This window comes from Lentzea sp. NPDC051838, assembly GCF_040681245.1.
Lineage (GTDB): Bacteria > Actinomycetota > Actinomycetes > Mycobacteriales > Pseudonocardiaceae > Lentzea.
On the sequence record NZ_JBFAYI010000007.1, the window covers coordinates 305,898 to 320,782 of the forward strand.

General features: G+C 69.9%; 8 protein-coding genes. 5 read left to right on the plus strand and 3 right to left on the minus strand.

The window, feature by feature from the left end; translation table 11 throughout:
- Positions 1-7: 7 nt before the first annotated feature.
- The gene (locus AB0M24_RS19605) at positions 8-1,495 is read right to left on the minus strand and encodes a helix-turn-helix domain-containing protein (RefSeq protein ID WP_363769183.1); all 1,488 of its coding nucleotides are present in this window, start codon (positions 1,493-1,495) and stop codon (positions 8-10) included.
- Positions 1,496-1,571: 76 nt separating this feature from the next.
- Between AB0M24_RS19605 and AB0M24_RS19610 the strand changes: the two genes are divergently transcribed.
- On the plus strand, positions 1,572-1,886 hold the full coding sequence (locus tag AB0M24_RS19610) for a DUF3099 domain-containing protein (protein ID WP_363769186.1): 315 nt from the start codon (positions 1,572-1,574) through the stop codon (positions 1,884-1,886).
- 2 nt (positions 1,887-1,888) lie between these two features.
- The gene (locus tag AB0M24_RS19615; protein WP_363769188.1) at positions 1,889-2,605 is read left to right on the plus strand and encodes a DinB family protein; all 717 of its coding nucleotides are present in this window, start codon (positions 1,889-1,891) and stop codon (positions 2,603-2,605) included.
- On the opposite strand, the gene AB0M24_RS19620 is transcribed toward AB0M24_RS19615, so the two are convergent.
- Both AB0M24_RS19620 and AB0M24_RS19625 read right to left on the minus strand, forming a co-directional pair.
- Entirely contained in the window at positions 2,602-3,480 is an 879-nt protein-coding gene (locus tag AB0M24_RS19620; protein WP_363769191.1) for a carbohydrate kinase family protein, read from the minus strand. The two genes, AB0M24_RS19615 and AB0M24_RS19620, sit on opposite strands and share 4 nt — an antisense overlap.
- On the minus strand, positions 3,477-4,364 hold the full coding sequence (locus AB0M24_RS19625; protein WP_363769194.1) for a pseudouridine-5'-phosphate glycosidase: 888 nt from the start codon (positions 4,362-4,364) through the stop codon (positions 3,477-3,479). The genes AB0M24_RS19620 and AB0M24_RS19625 overlap by 4 nt, the downstream gene beginning before the upstream one ends.
- Positions 4,365-4,395: 31 nt before the next feature.
- On the opposite strand from AB0M24_RS19625, the gene AB0M24_RS19630 reads away from it, so the two are divergent.
- From AB0M24_RS19630 to AB0M24_RS19640, 3 genes are all read left to right on the plus strand, one after another.
- On the plus strand, positions 4,396-4,647 hold the full coding sequence (locus tag AB0M24_RS19630) for a DUF3039 domain-containing protein (RefSeq protein WP_363769197.1): 252 nt from the start codon (positions 4,396-4,398) through the stop codon (positions 4,645-4,647).
- A gap of 255 nt (positions 4,648-4,902) precedes the next feature.
- The gene (locus AB0M24_RS19635; protein ID WP_363769200.1) at positions 4,903-13,704 is read left to right on the plus strand and encodes a LamG-like jellyroll fold domain-containing protein; all 8,802 of its coding nucleotides are present in this window, start codon (positions 4,903-4,905) and stop codon (positions 13,702-13,704) included.
- Positions 13,688-14,821 (plus strand): SMI1/KNR4 family protein, encoded by a 1,134-nt coding sequence (locus tag AB0M24_RS19640; RefSeq protein ID WP_363769203.1) that lies wholly within the window; start codon positions 13,688-13,690, stop codon positions 14,819-14,821. The genes AB0M24_RS19635 and AB0M24_RS19640 overlap by 17 nt, the downstream gene beginning before the upstream one ends.
- Positions 14,822-14,885: the final 64 nt, after the last annotated feature.

The window sequence follows — 14,885 nt, forward strand, 5'->3', positions numbered from 1 at the left end:
GCTCCAGTTATTGGCGCGTGATCTGGAGGGCGATGGCCATCGCGAGGCGCTGTTCGGGATCGTCGAGGGGGAGTGGCGTCACTTCCGCCATCTTCTGCATCCGGTACCGCAGCGTGTTCGGGTGCACGTTCAGCTCCCGCGCCGCCGCCCGCACGTCGCCCTGCGCCGCGAGCCACGCCTTCAACGTCGTCGCATACTGCGTTCCGTATTCAGCGTCGTAGCGCAATATATTGGATATCGGCCCACGTGTAGGCAGTCGACCGGCCTCGGCGACGGCGGCGAGCCGATGCAGCAGCACCTGGGCCCACGCGTCGTCGTATACAACCGGCGTACCGGTGGAGAGCGCGAGGCATTCATCGGCTTCCTGCCGTGACGTCGGCAGCTGCGTCGCCTCCGCCGGACCGCCGATGCCCGCCAGCACCGTCGCTTCCGCTGGAAGCTCTCGCACCAGTGAACGCACCCAGTCGACGGCGTCGTCGGCCGCCGGGATGACCGTGTACAGAACATTGCCGAACAACGCGCTCCGCCCTGGCCGCGACCAGCCGAACCCCGCCGTCGCCCGCTGGAACGCGAGCACCGCCGCCCCGTGCTCGCCCTCGCCCGCGTGCGCCTGCACCGCGATCACGCGCAGGTCCGCCGACGGCAACCCGAGCCGCGCGACGTCCGCCGACTCCGGATGTTCGAGCAGCCGGATCACGAGGTCCGCCTCTGCCTGGCGTTCGAGGTCCGTCGACGCCCGCGAGCGCAACAGGTGCAACGCCGCCGTGCGCGCGCCGTCGACCAACGCTGCCGAACGCGCGGCATCGACCGGCCCGGTCACCTCGACCCACACCGAGCCGAGCAGCTCCCGGCCGGCCCGGACGGCCGCGACGAGCCGGTTGCCCAGCTGTGGCGTCAGCTTGGGCACGAAGATCGGCTCGTCCGACGACGCGAGGTGGCTGAACACGCCGAACTCGTCGAGCGCGCGCCGCGCCTCCTCCGGCACACGCCGCCCGAGGATGGTCTGCACCCGCACAGGGTCGACGTCCTCCTGCCGGTACGAGTAGGCGAGCACCCGCGACTGCTGGTCCTCGATCGTCACCGGCCCGCCGACCACACCCGCGATCACGTCGGCCAGCCCGAACAGGTCGCCGGTCCGCGTGCCGCCGTTGACCAGCGTCTGCGTGACGTTCGCGAGCTGGCCCCACGGCACGGACGGGTCCACGAGCAACACGGCAGCACCGGACTTCTTGGCGGCGGCCACGACCCGTTCGTCGAGCGGCGGCTTGCCGTGCAGCACCACCGCCGAGGCCGCCGTCGAGGACACCAGCCGAGCCGCCGCGGCCACCGAGGGCGTGCCGAGCCCGAGAAGAACGTCACCCGCGGCCGCCGGCGTGTTTTCCGCCGGATCATGCAGGGCAACCCCACGGAGTTCGGCGTCGCGTCCTCTCGGCGCGCACGCCAGATGCGTGCCGAGACTGCCGAGCACGTCCACGAGGCGATCAAGGGCGACCACCCGCGGATGTTAACCGCCGACCGGGTGTCCCGGCGGTCACCCGGACGTGGGACCATTGAGGAGTGGAGGTGGTGTCGTGAGCAGTCCCGACCGGAACGACACCCCGGTGTTGATCACCGAGGCGGCCCCGTCCTACGAGGAACAGCACGCCGCCCGGCGCCGCAAGTACGCGATCATGATGAGTCTGCGCTTCCCGTGCCTCATCCTCGCGGCCCTGTTCGCGCACACCTGGTGGCTCGCTCTGTTCTTCATCGTGCTGTCGGTCCCGCTGCCGTGGATGGCCGTGCTGATCGCCAACGACCGCCCGCCGCGCAAGTCGGAGAAGGTCAACCGGCACGAGGCCGAGCGCCGCGCCATCGCCCCCAAGAGCACCACCGTGATCGACGGCTAGACATGACGCGGTACGTCGACGAGGACCTGCACGGCGCGGAGTTCCGCGAGTGCGACCTGACCGGGGCCCGTCTGATCGGCGTCGTGATGCAGGACGCCGTCATCGACGGGCTCGTCACGAACCTCGTGGTGAACGGTGTCGAGGTCACCCAGTACGTCGAGGCGGAGCTCGACCGGCGTCATCCGGTGCGGGTGCTGATCCGCTCCGACGACCCCGCCGATCTGCGCGAGGCGGCGCGGCAGCTCCGGGCCGATTGGGCCGCCACGATCGAGCGGATCCGCCGTACCCCCGGAATCGAGCGCCGCAGCGTCAACGACGAGTGGTCGGCCGCGCAGACGCTGCGCCACCTGGTCTTCGTCCACGACTCGTGGTTCCGCCGCTGCTGCCTCGGCGCGACGGAGCTGTTCACGCCGATGGGCATCGGGCCGGACGTCGAGCCCTACCGCGAAGCGCACGGGCTCGACCTCTCCCTCGACCCGGACCTCGACGAGATCGTGAGCGTGCGGGACGCACAGATCGCCGAGCTCGGCGCCTGGCTCGACGAGGTCACCGACGTGCGGCTCACCGCGCCGGCACCGGTGCCCGACGACGACGTCTGGCCGCCGTACGCCAGGGGCCGCTCGGTGCGGCGGTGCCTCGGCACGGTGCTCAACGAGACCTTCGAACACCACCGCTTCTGCGTCCGCGACCTCGACCTGATCGAGGCGCAGGACGCCTAGCGGGGTGGCTGGGCGCCTACCAGGCTGACGGCCTTCGAGCCCGCGCGCACGCCGCCGAGGAGGGCGTCGCGCTTGGAGGCGCCGTCCAGCCAGGAGGCGAGGAAGCCCGCGTCGAAGGCGTCGCCCGCACCCGTCGAGTCGACGCACTCAGTGACTTCAGCGGGGACCGAGACCAGCTCGGCCGCGTCCACCCAGGAAGCGCCGTCCGGGCCCGTGGTCACGACCACCGCGCCGACGTGGCCGAGCAGGGCCTTGGCCGACGACGGCTCGGCCGAGCCGGTCAGTGCCAGGAGCTCGTCGGCGTTCGGCATGAGGATGTCGACGCCGCGCACGTCCTCCAGGAACGCCTCCGCGGAGTGGATCAGCACCGCCGCCTGCGGGTCGACCGACGTCGTCCAGCCCGCGGAACGAGCCGCTCCGAGCGCCGCGAGACCCGCCGGGCGCGAGGTGGCGTCGAGCAGGACGTAGCCGGACAGGTGCAGGTGTCCGCCCGGCGACGCCAGCAGGCCGGGAGCGAGGTCCGCGGGGGAGAAGCGGGCGTTGGCGCCGCGGTCGGGCAGCATCGAGCGCTGGCCGTTCTCGTCGACCAGCACGACGACGCAGCAGGTCGCGAGGTCGGGGTCGACCGCGAACGCGCACTGCACGCCCGCCGCGGTCAGCTCGGCGTGGACCTGCCGGCCCGCCGAGTCCGCGCCGACGCGCGCGACCAGCACCGGGGACGCGCCGCACGCGGCCAGCCACACCGCGGTGTTGGCACCGGCGCCGCCCGGTTCGATGGTGACCTTGGCCCTGACATCGCCGCCGTGGGCGATCGGGCCGGAGTGGCGGGCGACGACGTCCAGACCGGCGTCGCCCACGACGACAACGGGCCTCACCGGAACAGCTCTACGGCGACGGCGGAGGCGACGGCGGTGTTGCTGACGACGAGTTCCTCGTTGGCGTCGAGGCTCACGCCGGCGCTCGCGGTGTGGAAGTGCTCCAGCAGGACGGGGGTGACGTCCTTGCCGCGGACGTTCTGGTCGACGAGCTTCCGCAGGCCCTCCGCGAGCAGGCGGTCGTGCAGGGCGGAGTCCATCTCGAACGCGGCGGGGATCGGGTTCGCGAGCAGCATGCCGCGACCACCGGCGGCGAACACGGCGGCGGCCTCGGTGGGGTTCTCGACGCGCCAGGGCACCTCGAACTCCGACTCGCGGCGGTAGAAGGCGGGGAAGGACGAGGTCCGGTAGCCGACGACCGGCACTGAGCGGGTCTCCAGCACCTCCAGGGTCGCGCCCATGTCCAGGATCGACTTCACGCCGGAGCAGACGATGAGCACCGGAGTCGTGGCCACCACGTCGAGGTCGGCCGACACGTCCCACGTCTCGCGCGCGCCGCGGTGCACGCCGCCGAGGCCGCCGGTCGCGAACACGCGGATCCCGGCCTGGTGGGCGAGTGCCGTGGTCGAGGCCACGGTCGTCGCGCCGCTGCGGCCCAGCGCGTAGGTCGGGCCGAGGTCGCGCAACGAGAGCTTGAGCAGGTCCTCGGAGCAGACGCGCTCCAGCTCAGCAGGGGTGAGACCGATGCGCGGCACGCCGTCGAGCACGGCGATCGTCGCGGGGACCGCACCGGCCTCGCGCACGACCTTCTCCAGACGCGCGGCGACGGCCAGGTTGCGCGGCGCGGGCAGGCCGTGGGACAGGATGGTGCTCTCAAGAGCGACGACGGGCCGGTTCTCGGCCAGTGCGGTGGCTACTTCTTCGGCGATGTGCAGCGTGGTCACGAGGGGACATCATCCCAGGTACCCTGGGCGCGTGAGCACCCAGACTCTCCCCGAGGTCGACGTACGGCCGGAAGGCACCGACCACACCGGGGACGACGCCCCGAAGATGTTCCACTACGTGCGCAAGGCGAAGATCGCCGAGAGCGCCGTGATGGGAACGCACGTGGTCGCTCTGTGCGGCGAGGTCTTCCCGGTGACGAAGTCGCCGAAGCCTGGTTCGCCGGTGTGCCCGGACTGCAAGAAGATCTACGACAACCTGCCTGACGGCGGCGGCGACGAGTAAGGCCTCCTAGAACCACGACAGCCGCGCCTGGCACCTCGACCCCCTCGAGGTGCCAGGCGCGGCTGTCTCATTTCGCTGTCGTGATCTTGTGATCGGGACGTGAGCGGCGCCGGTTACGTTTCGGAGCCGTTACACCCGCGTGCGTGAACTAGCGCACGTTGACCTGCGACAACGACCCTGTCACGGTTCTCGCCGGACCTGGGGAAGGGTCTTCACAACAAAACACTCTGGGGGGAACGCGTGAGACACGCGTCGGTGTTTCGTGCTGCGCGCAGACCGTTGTGTCTGCTGCTCGTTCTGGTCGTCGCCCTGCCGATCCTGGCGGGTTCGCAGACACCACCCGGCACTTTCGGAGCCATCCCGCTCGGTGCCTCGCTCACCGCACCCCAGCAACGCACCGGAACCGCTGACGGGTCCTCGCACGAGGCGTCGGCGGACTCCACCCGCGGCACCCGTGCGCTGGACAAGCGCGATCAGGCCCGTCCGGCGGGAGCGGTGGCCGACCAGGCGCCCGGGCTGCCCGAGGTGAAGAAGCCCTCGGCGGAGCCGGGCCACGTCAAGCCGGCCGTCAGCCAGTCCTCGGCCCTCCCCGCGGTCGACCCCGGCGCCACCGAACGCCCGCAGGACCGCACCGCGGACACCCAGACGTTCGACAACCCCGACGGCAGCCGCACCCTGCGCCTGCACACCGGTCAGGCCAACACCCGGCAGCAGGACGGCTCGTGGAAGCCGGTCGACCTCACCCTCGCGGAGTCCGACGGCCGGGTGAAGCCCAAGAACAGCCCCGCTGACATCAGCTTCGCCCCGAACAGCGGTGACGGTGCCCTGGTCCGCTACGCCGCCGACAGCGATCACAGGATCAGCTACAGCCTGCGCGACGCGGCCGACGTCCGCGGTGAGGCGCACGACGCGCAGATCACCTACCGCGGCGTGCGCCCCGGCACGGACCTGAGGCTCACCGCGACCCGCAACGGGCTCAAGGAAGAGCTGGTGCTGTCCGGCTCCGGCGCGCCCAGCTCCACCACGTTCGCACTGACGCTGGACCGGATGCAGCCGCACGTCACGGAGTCCGGTGACGTCGAGCTCAAGGACGGCGACCGGGTCGTCGCCACGATTCCCGCCGGCTTCATGGACGACGCCAACGGGGCCCGCTCCACCGGAGTCCGCTACGCCGTCGAGAAGACCGGCGACCGCACCTGGAACCTGCGCCTCGACCTCGACCAGGCCTGGCTGCGCGATCCGGCGCGAGCGTTCCCCGTCACCGTCGACCCGTCCGTCGGGCAGTACCTCACCGCGACCGACGACACCTACGTGCAGAAGAACGCCCCGAGCGGCCACTCCGGGGAGGCGGTGCTGATCGCGGGCAACGTCGGTGACGGCGGTGGCGTCGGCCGCGCCTACCTGCACTTCCCGTCGCTCGGCGCCATCAGCGGCAAGTACGTGATCGGTGCGTCGCTCGGGCTCAACAACTCGGATGCCTCCTGCGCCTCCTACTCGTTCACCGCGTTCGAGGTCACGCAGTCGTGGAACACCGGCATCCGCTGGCCGGGGGCGGCGGTCGGCCAGGCTCTCGGCTCCGCGGCACTGGGTTCCTGCGCCGGCAACCGCTGGGGATTCATCCCGATCAGCGGCGAGGTGATGACCCGCTGGACTCACGGGATGGCCGTCCCGCACGGCCTGAGTGTGCGCGCCAGCAACGAGACCAACGGCACCGGTCACCGCTTCTCCTCGGCCAACGCGGCCAATGCGCCTTATCTCGACGTGCGCTACGCCGACGAGGGCGCGGCGTTCGAGGTCACCGACGTGCTGCTGCCGACCAACAACCGGGCCGGCAACCTCAAGGCGAAGGTCACCAACCTCGGTTCGAAGACCTGGACCCCGAGCAGCGGCCACCAGTTCGGCTACATCGTCCGGCAGGGCGGCACGACGATCCGGACGTCCAAGTACGGCTACCCGACGACCACCGGTCCGATGCAGATCGGCACGGTCGACGTGCCGATCGACGCCCTCGCGCCGGGCGACTACCAGCTCGACCTGACGATGTTCGCTTCGGGCGCCGACTTCCACCAGGCCTTCGAGGTGCCGTACGGCCGGATCGACCTGAAGGTCGAGAACCTGTGGCCGACGTCGAACCTGCAGCAGCCGGGCAGCGGCGCGATCGTCGAGTCGCTCAAGCCCACCCTGTACGCCGAAGGTGTCGACCCGGACAACTGGCCGGGCAAGGGGCTCACCTACAACTTCCGGCTCTGCTCCAACTCCGACCTCACGGAGAACTGCCAGGAGTCCGGCTGGAGCGGTCAGTCCTGGACGCCGCAACCGCTGCGCTGGGGCAAGAGCTACTTCTGGGGCGTCAAGGTCTACGACACCGTGACCCCGTCGCCGAACTGGGACGTCAAGCTCGCCCTCACCACTCGCGTGCCTCAGCCGCAGATCACGTCGCACCTCGCGGGCAATCCGTTCAGCGTGCAAGGGCCGGGTCTCGACGCGGGCATCGGCAACTACTCCACCGTGGTGACCGACGCGTCGGTGGCCACCGCGGGGCCCGACCTCACGATCACCCGCACGTACAACAGCCTCGACCCGCGTCGTGACACCGCGTTCGGCGTGGGCTGGGCGTCCCGGCTCGACATGCGGCTCAAGGCCGACGACGACCGCTCCGGCAACGTCGTCGTCACCTTCCCGAGCGGCCGGCAGATCCGGTTCGGCAAGAACCCCGACTCGAGCTTCGGCTCGCCGCTGGGCGACAGCACCGAACTCGTGTACGACACCGCCTCGGGCCGCTACACGTTGCGGGACAACTCGGGCAGCCGCTGGGTGTTCGACGTGCAGGGCAGGCTCGGCGAGATCGTCGACCCCGCCGGTCTGGTCCAGCGCCTCGAGTACGACACGCAGGACCGCGTCATCACGATCACGAGCGACACCAGCTCGCGGACCCTGTCGCTGACGTGGGACGGCAAGCACGTCAAGACGATCTCGACGGAGGCACCGGACGCGGGCGGCGAGCCGCTCGTGTGGACCTACAACTACACCGGCGACAAGCTGACGTCGGCGTGCGTGCCCGGCGCCACCCCGAACTGCACGACCTACGACCACACCAGCGGTTCGCACTACCGCAGCTCCGTCGTCGACAACAACCCGAAGGCCTACTGGCGCTTCGGCGAGACCTCCGGTGACACGGTCGGCAACGCCATGGCCCGGCAGCCCGGCGACAACGCGGCCACCCAGCACGGCGTGATCCTCGGCACCGACGGCGCACTCGGCGGCACCGTCGACAAGGCAGCGACCTTCGACGGCAACAGCAGCTACGTCACGTTGCCCGAGAAGCTCACCATCAGCACGATGTCGCTGGCGGTGGAGCTGTGGTTCAAGACGACGGCCCAGGGCACCCTGCTCAGCTACGCCGACCAGGCGTTCCCGGCCTCGTCCGGCAAGTCGACCCCGCTCCTCTACGTCGGCACCGACGGTCTGCTCTACGGCGGTTTCTCGTTGCGCGACAACGGAGGCGACCGGCAGATCAGCAGCACCACCCAGGTCGACGACGGTCAGTGGCACCACGTCGTGCTGTCCGCGGCCATCGACACGCAGACGATGTACCTGGACGGCGCCAAGGTCGGCAGCGACCTCACCGGCTTCGTGGACCACAAGCAGCAGGGCAAGCTCACGCTCGGTGCGGGCCAGACCAAGGACTGGCCCGCGACCAACGGTGGCGACTTCTACTTCGAGGGCTCGATCGACGAGGTCGCGCTCTACCAGCACCCGATCGGTTCACTGGCCGCCAAGCAGCACTTCGGCGCCCGGTCCGCGATCGATCAGCTGACCGGCATCAAGCTGCCGCAGGACAACCGCCAGTTCGTCAAGCTGACCTACGACGACGTGAACGACCGCGTGAAGACGATGGTCGACAACCAGGGCCGCACCTGGACGATGGACGTCCCGAAGGTGCAGGGTCCCACCCGCACCACGGTGCTGCGCGGGCCGGGCGGCTACGGCGACTGGACCTACAACTCCGACCTCGACAACGGCGGCCGGCTCACCTCGCGTGTCCACAAGGGACACACGACGAAGGTCGAGTACAACACCGCGGGCTTCCGCTCCGCGGTCGTCGACGAGAACGGCAGGCGTTTCGAGCAGACGACCGACGACCGCGGCAACGTGCTCAGCAGCAAGTCGTGCCGTGCGCCCGGTTCCTGCAACACGACCTACTACACCTACGTCCAGTCCGGCAACCCGCTCGACCCCCGGCGCGACAAGCTGGAGTCCACTTCGGACGCTCGCTCGTCCGGGCCGGACGACACGCGCTACCGGACCACGTACCAGTACGACACCGCGGGCAGACTGACGAAGAGCACGTTCCCGACGCCGGACGGTGTCGGCGCGGCTCCCACCGAGGTGCTGTCCTACTCCGCCGGCACCGAGAGCGCCGTCGGGGGTGGCACGGTTCCCGCGGGTCTGCTCGTGAAGACCACCGGGCGCCGCGCGCAGGAGACCGTCAACTCGTACCGGTCGAACGGTGACCTCGCCGAGACGCGGTCGCCCACCGGGCTGCTCACCAGGTACGAGTACGACGGCATCGGCCGCCCGAAGTCCGTCACCACGGCCAACGCGGGCGGTGCGGCGTTCGGCACGACCCGGTACGAGTACTCGCCGCGCTCGCTGATCTCGAAGATCACCGAGCCGCCGGTGCTCAACCAGCTGACCGGCGTGACGCACACGAAGGTCACGACCAACTCCTACGACGGCAACGGCAACCTCCTCGAGACGACGGTCGCCGACCAGCCGCAGGGCGGTCAGGGTGACGCGGCGCGCACCACGCGCTTCACCTACGACGCGTCCGATCGTCTCGCGAGCACGGTCTACCCGGACGGTGGCAAGGAGACCCGCGACTACCGCGACGACGCGCTGACCGAGGTCGTCACAGATGTCCGCGGTTTCGTCTGGGCGACTCACCACGACGAGGAAGACCGGGTGCTGTCGCGGGACGTCAGCGGCACCGGGGTCGACCCGCAGAACCCCGGCGCGACCAACCTCGCGCTCGAGTACCGCGCCTACGACCCGGCCGGCCAGCTGTCCACCACGACCGACGCGATGGGCAGGACGACCAGGTTCACCTACTACGACGACGGCCTGCCCGCCACCACCACGCTCGAAGGCTGCGTCGGCGAGAACGGCCCGTGCGACGCCGAACTGGACCGGCGGACCTACGACCCGGCGGGCAACATCGTCGAGCAGTCGGTCGCGGGCGGTCGCCGGTCGGTGCAGACCTTCGACGCGGCGAGCTTCCTGACCAGCACGACGCTCGACCCGGACGGCCTGCGCCGCGCGAAGACCTTCCGGCGCGACGCGGACGGCAACATCACGCGGATCGAGGCGCGGGGAGCCGCCGACCCGAACCGGGTCGAGAGCAGCAACTACGAGTACGACGCGGTCGGCCTCGTCACTCGCGAGGACGCGTTCCTCAACCCCACCACGGCGTTGTCGAGCACGACGGTCCGCGACGAGCGCGGCCTGGTCGTGTCCAGCACTGATCGCCGTCAGCTGACGACGAAGCTGAAGTACGACGCGAATGGCGACCTCGTGGAGACGGCGCTCCCGGCCACCGAGGTTTGGGTGAACGGCGTCCGCACGCCGAGCCACGCGAGCACGGAAACGGTCGGACGCAACGCGTTCGGCGAGGTCACGCACTCGCGCAACGGTGCAGGCGCCGTGGCCACGACCGAACGCGACGGGATGGGCCGCGCGACCGCGGGTGTGCTGCCCGCTTACACCTCGCCTGGAGGCGCCGCGGTCACCTCTCGGTCGGCGACCGAGTACGACCACGCCGGCAACCCCGTGAAGTTCACCGACCCGCTCGGCAAGATCACGACGCACACCTACGACCCGTACGGGCGCACGCTGACCACGACGTTGCCGCAGGTCGGCTCCACGCCGAGTGTGTTGTCCCACCGCTACGACCGGCTCGGCGAGCTGCTCGCACAGGTCGATGCGGCCGGCGGCGAGACCAGGTACACCTACGACGAGCTCGGCAGGCGAATCACGTCGACCCAGGTCGACAGGTCGTCCGGCGTGTTCGCCTTCTACACCACCACGACGGCGTACGACCTCGCCCACAACCCGGTTTCCGTCACCACGCCGCAGGGCTTCACCACGAAGTACACCCGCGACAAGGCGGGCCAGGTCCTCACCGCGACGGATCCGACCGGCCGCGTCACCGGCTACGACTACGACTTCGCCGGCCGCCAGACGTCGATGACCGAGCCGTCCGGTGTCGTCACCAGCACGGTGTACGACCTGCTCGGCCGGGCCACCGACACGAAACAACTCGTCGGCGGTCAGCAGCTGCGTGCGTCGAGCAACACCTACGACGCGAACGGGAACCTCACCGGCGACACCTCGGCCGAGGGACGCACGACGACGTACGTCTACGACGAGCTCGACCGGCTGCGTCAGCAGATCGAGAAGGTCAACCCGACGAAGTCGATCACCACGTCGTTCGGGTACGACAAGCTCGGCAACCGGAGCAGGTTCGTCGACGGCAACGGCCGCGAGACTCAGTACACCTACAACGTCTGGGGCAAGTCGGAGTCGACCGTCGAACCGTCGACGAGCACCACCCCGAACCTCGCCGACCGCACCTGGACGGCGTCCTACGACGCCGCGGGCAGGCAGGTCAAGGTCGTCAAGCCGGGTGGCGTCACGCTGACCCGCGAGTTCGACGAGCAGGACAGGCTGACCGTCGAGCACGGCACCGGCGCCGAGTCGGCGACCGCCGACCGGACGCTGGGCTACGACAAGGCCGGACGCGTCACGCGGGTCGGCGGACCCAGCGGCGACAGCACTTACCGGTACGACGACCGGGGCAACCTCCTGGAGTCGACCGGGCCGGCGGGTGCCGCGACGTACTCCTACAACGCCGACAACACCCTGGCGTCGCGGACGGACACGGCGGGCACCGCCACGTTCGGCTACGACCAGGCGGGCAGGCTGACCAGCGCGTCCGACCCGCTGACCGGCCGCACGGTCGACTACGCGTACGACGCCGCTGGGCGGCTCGCGGTCGTGGCCGATCGGGCGGTGGCGAACAAGGTCACCAGGCGGATCGGTTACGACGCGCTCGGCAGGCAGACGTCCGACCAGGTGCAGCAGATCATCGACTCCGGTCTGCCACCGCGGGTGGTGCTGGGTACGAACTACGGCTACGACCTCGACGACCAGGTCACCTCGAAGTCGGTCACGAACAACCTCGGCAAGACGAGCAACGCCTACACCTACGACGGTGCCGGCCGTCTGACCTCGTGGACGGATGGTGCGAACAACACGACGTCGTACGGCTGGGACGACGCGGGCAACCGGACGTCGGCAGGTGCGGCCACCTTCACCTACGACGAACGCAACCGGATGAAGTCAGGTGGCGGTGCGACGTACACCTACACCGCGCGCGGCACTCTCTCGTCCACGACGCAGAACGGTCAGACCGCCAACTCCGCGTTCGACGCATTCGACCGGATGGCGAGCAGTGGCGCGGTGCAATACCGCTACGACGCCATGGACCGCGTATCTGACCGCAACGGCACGCAGTTCCAGTACGCCGGACTCACCAACGAGGCGGTCAGCGACGGCAGCCGCAAGATCACCAGGCTGCCGGACGGCACCGCGCTGTCCGACAAGAGCACGACCGGCACCGGCCGGATGACCTTCGCCGACCAGCACGGCGACGTGATCGGCCGTTACCTGGGCAGCGGTGCGGACGGGCTGCGCTCGTTCGACCCGTTCGGCAAGGTCCTGTCCTCGTCGGGTGACGCGTCATCGCTCGGCTACCAGGGCGACTGGACGGACAGCTCGACCGGCGCGGTGAACATGTCGGCGCGGTGGTACTCGCCGAACGCAGGTCAGTTCGTCAGCCGTGACGACTGGAACGTGAGCCCGAAGCCGTCCATCGCGGCCAACCGGTTCGCCTACGGCAACGGCGACCCGGTCAGGAACGCCGATCCGACCGGTCACTGTGCCGTCATGGCACCGGCCTGTGCCGGTGCCGCAGTCGGCGGGGTGGTGGGAGGACCGCCGGGTGCGGCGTTCGGCTTCGCCCTCGGCGCGATCGTGGTCGTCGGCACCTTGATCCTGTGGGCCACCGAGCCGGCGCCCAAGGTGGAGTTCAAACGAGGCAACTGGCGCCTTCCGCAGCCCCGGCCGAACCCGACCCCGAACCAGAATCCCAACCCGAACCCGAACCCCAACCCGAATCCCAACCCGAACTGCGCGCCCAACTGCGGCGGTGGCCAGCCGCCCAAGTGCGTCGTCAACTGCACGCCGAAGCCTCCGGTCTTCGTCCCGCCCGCACCGCCGCCTCCTCCGATCTGGTGGATCAACGCGATGCGCACGTTGGTGCGTCCCGGCGCGGGTTCGACGGTCGTCGCCGCGGCGACCCAGGTGGCGGCGGCGACCGCGGCGACGGAGATCCTCAACCTCGGCTGGAAGTACATCGAGGACGAGCGGGACGTCACGGAGGCCGACGGCGCGGACGACCCGCGTCCGCCGGGCACGACGAACCCGAACGACGACGACTTCTGCGGCGACCTGGGGATGGCGGAGAACAGGCCGTACTACGGCCCGATGGAGCCGACCAGCTTCAAGGGCAAGTACAAGGGCAAGCCCCGCAAGGGGCCGGCCATGCGGGCGACGGGTGCCGCTGTCTGCCTGACCGCGATCAACCCCGACGACCGGCTCACCCCGCTGGAACCCGCCGGTTACGCGCGCAAGGAAGGCCACGTCAAGGGACACCTGGTGGCGCACATGTTCTGGGGCTCGAACCGTCGCGACAACATGGTCCCGTTGTACGACAAGGTCAACAACCCGGACATGCTCGGCATCGAGATCACCGTGCGCGACCAGGTGAAGGTCGCCAAGGAGAAGATCTACTACCAGGTGACCCCGGAGTACGCGGACGAAAGCGACCCGCAGCCGTACATGATCAGCATCCGGGCGTACGGGAACAAGGGCTTCAAGTGCGAGGTGGACGTGTTCAACATCGAGGAAGGCAGTGTCATTGCGCCGACATGTTGATGAGCTCGTGACGTTGCTCGGCTGGGAGCCGGGCGATCACGTCGCGCTCGGCTGGCAGGAGGCCGAGCGGCGGCTCGGGTTCGTGTTCCCCGAGGACTACAAGCGGCTGATGACGGTGTTCGGCACGGGCCTGTTCGACGACTTCGTCGCGCTGGTCTCGCCGGCCGAGGACGAGGTGGCGTTCGACGAGTTCGAGCGGGACTTCGCGGAGGCGCTGGAGCTCGCGGGGGAGCGGGTGGCGCGGGGAACCCTGCCGCACCGCCTGTTCCCCCAGCCGGGCGGCCTCATCCCGTGGGGTGGCGCGGGTGACGGCGTGACGTTGTTCTGGCGCACCGACTCCGGTGGCCCGGACGACTGGACCGTCGTCTACTGCGACGACGACTTCTCCCGGTGGGAGGAGTACCAGGGCGACACCTCGGCGTTCCTGCTGGACCTGCTCGCCGGCCGGATCACCAGCGACCTGCTGGGGTTCGAGCCGGTGGAGCACCCGGAGTTCACACCGGCCGAAGCAGAGGACGAGGAACCGAAGCCGCCGCCGGCGCCGAACCCGAAGATCTGGCAGGCGGCGCTCGGCAACCGGAAGGCGGAGCCACCGCACGACCTGACCGCTGAGCTCGCCTCCGTGACCAGGGTCGCGGCGGGGGAGTCCGAAGTGGACTGGTCCGAAGTGGAGGGTCGGCTGGGTTTCCGGTTCCCCGGTGACTACAAGGCCGTGGCCGACCACTTCGGGCCGGGGGACTTCCTCGGCATCAGGCTCGTCGTGCCGGGGGCAGCCGGTCAGGACTTCCGGTTCGAACGGCTCGCGGAGGACGTGCTGGCGCGGGTGCGCGCCAAGCGTCCGATCCCCGCGCCGTTCTTCCCCGAGTCCGGTGGGGTGATCCCTTGGGGTTACACGGTTTCCGGGCACACCTTCTTCTGGGTTCCGCTGCACGAGAACCCGGACGAGTGGCCCGTGATCATGCTTTTCCCGGGGTTCGGGGCGCAGGCCAAGTGGGGCCTGACGGCGTCGAGCCTGCTGCTCGCCCACGTGTCCGGGCGGGGGAAAGAGGTCGGGATGCTGCCGGATCCAGCGCAGATCGCGGATCCGGGTCGCCCGCTCTTCGTTGCCGGTCGCTGACGAAGCGGCCGGTCTGAGGGAACTGAAGAGACAGGAAGAGAATGAGAAGACTGCGACGTGCGGC